General features: G+C 32.6%; 2 protein-coding genes. Both read left to right on the forward strand.

The annotated features are described in order from the left end of the window. Nucleotides 1-256: 256 nt before the first annotated feature. Nucleotides 257-976, forward strand: a complete 720-nt coding sequence (locus tag BLP55_RS16375) for a hypothetical protein (RefSeq protein WP_091147409.1) — start codon at nucleotides 257-259, stop codon at nucleotides 974-976. Between the two features lie 173 nt (nucleotides 977-1,149). Next, a complete protein-coding gene (locus BLP55_RS16380) occupies nucleotides 1,150-1,626 on the forward strand; it encodes a hypothetical protein (RefSeq protein WP_139149803.1) in 477 nt (158 codons plus the stop codon). Nucleotides 1,627-2,528: the final 902 nt, after the last annotated feature.

The following is a 2,528-nucleotide window of genomic DNA, read 5'->3' on the forward strand; positions in this document are numbered from 1 at the left end:
AAATTTTCACGTTTCGCTCGCTATTTTTCCTTTTTCGCCTAAAAACCGTTTTATGGGTTTTTAGAAAAAGGAAAAATACCGTCGCTGAGTCTTGTGGTTTCTTCGCCAGCGGCCAACACCGCATTTACGCGATCGCTGGTTTTCGGTGCCGGAACGTTTCAGTTTCACGAACTTTGTTTATCTTCGGCAGACAGAACTCAGCTCGCTCTGACGCGACCGCGCAAATGCGAGAAACGTTACCAGAAATTTTTGAGGAATGGAAACACAATTCATCAATATCAAACCGAATGAGATAGACAAACAAATCTATCGCATTATGAGCTTCGAGAATTTGGTTGAAATATTGGAAATGAGAAGAAACACTTTATTGAATCCTGAGAAGTGGGACGATAAGCATGAAAATATGTTTCTAAATTCAACAATAGAGATTAGCGGTATGAAATTGAAATCCCAATTGGGCAAAAGTATATTTTGTCAATGTTGGTCATTTACAAAAGAAAGCGACACAATGTGGAGAGCATATTCAACGCAAAAAAATTCCGTCAAAATTTCTTCAACACCGAGAAAGCTTCTTTCTGGATTGCTTAAAATAGACAAAAATGTAAATAAAGTCTTTGTAGGAAAAGTAACTTATCTAACTTCTCCTAAATTAAAAAAGTTATTTCTAGAAAATGCGAAGGATTGGATATTTGAACAAGGCGGTTTGGGGCAATGCAAAACTTTACTCTATAAAAGGTATCCATTCAAAAATGAAAACGAAGTACGTTTGATATATAATACATTTACAAATTTTGAAAGATTGATTTTAAAGTATGAAATCGATCCAGATGATTTAATCGACAACATTGTATTTGATCCCAGAATAGAATATTCAGATTTTAAAAGCAAGAAAATAAAATTGCAAGAATTAGGTTTTAAAAAATCCATTGTTAAATCAAATCTCTATAAATCTCCGGATTATAATACAATAAAATAAAACTTCTGGTAACAGCGCAGTTAAGCAAGAGCTGGTTTTTCGTGGCCGGAACGTCCGGTTTCACGAAGAAATATTATCTTAGCAGAGAGAACTCAGCCCGCTTTTCCGCTCCTGCGTAACTGCGCGAAACGTTGGTGGCAATATCAGAAGAAACATCGTTCAAACAAAACCGTATGAAGAATATCGCAATCATTATTTTTTTAATTTTTACAAATTTCTTATTCAGTCAAAGTAAAGAAGAAACTAAAGAATGGATAATTGAAAAGTATAATAATTACGAAAGAGTAAATCAATACAACCAAAAATTTGATTTGACTTTCGAAGAAGATTATTTAATTTATGAATATTTAGGTTCTCTTTTCAAGTTAAAAATTAAAGACATTAAAAAGATAGAATTGAAAAAAGAGCGATTTGATAATGATGACAAAGAAGGTTGGGTTTCAATCTATATCTATTTTCAAAAAGGAAAACTTTCAACCAAAGGATTAAACGAGAACGTTTTTTCAAACGCAGAATCAGATACATCATTTAAAATTCCATTAAGTTCAGAATTAATAAATGAAGGTTATAAAGATAGAATGGAAAAAGCCATTATACATTTAGTAAAGTTATACGGTGGAAATGCTACAATAAAAAAAGAGGCATTTTGATTAGATACTGCCACCAACAGCCGGTAAGCAAAATCGCTGAAAATCTGCTAATTGAACATTTTGTTTTTACGTAGAAAGCTTTATCTTGGCAGAGAGAACTCAACTTCGCTTTGGTCAGCGACTTCGCTTACCGGCGAGACGTTATGAGAAACTTGAAAAAACGTCCTCAAAAATGACTATAAATTATTGCTCAAAAAATGTTGGAATAAATTTTTTTATAATTTTAATATTCTTCATTATTCCTTTTTGTTTTCTTTTTTTCAATTTCTCTAAGCCCGCTACGGTAATATTTTCGTTGGTTTTAATTTTGTTAGGCTATTCATCAGTCTTTATATTCATAAAAAGCTTTGTACGAAATATTCTAAAACTACCTGCAATTGAATTGACAAATGAACATTATATAGATCATATTAATGGAATTAAAGTTTCATGGAAAGCAATATCCAATATAAGCACATCAAGTATTGGACAATGGACGTTTATAAATTTTGAACTAAATGATTATTCAATTTTTTTTAAACAGATACGAAATCCAATACAAAATTTGTTTTTTAGACTTGAAAAAATAGCAACCGGATCTCCTATGAAAACTAACATCAGTTTGGTTAAAGGGAAAAATGAGGAAATATTCTGGAAGGTCTTCAACTTTTACATACAGAAAAAATAAACGTGCCTACAAGTTTCTCATAACAGCGCAGTTAAGCAAGAGCTGGTTTTTCGTGGGTTGGACGTTCGGTTTTCACGAAGAAAGTCTTATCTTGGCAGAGAGTACTCAGTTCGCTTTTCCGCTCCTGCGTAACTGCGCGAAACGTTATACGCCAGTTTAACACTTCGAAGTAAAACTAATCGAATATGAAAAACCTTCTTAAAATTCTAATTTTTACGATTCCATTTGCGGCCAT

Origin of the sequence: Flavobacterium caeni, assembly GCF_900101895.1 — a bacterium.
GTDB classification, from domain to species: Bacteria; Bacteroidota; Bacteroidia; order Flavobacteriales; family Flavobacteriaceae; genus Flavobacterium; species Flavobacterium caeni.

Bases quoted from the DNA above. Each gene is read 5' to 3' on its own strand.
- BLP55_RS16380 (WP_139149803.1), top strand. From the start codon at position 1,150: ATGAAGAATATCGCAATCATTATTTTTTTAATTTTTACAAATTTCTTA.
- BLP55_RS16375 (WP_091147409.1), top strand. From the start codon at position 257: ATGGAAACACAATTCATCAATATCAAACCGAATGAGATAGACAAACAA.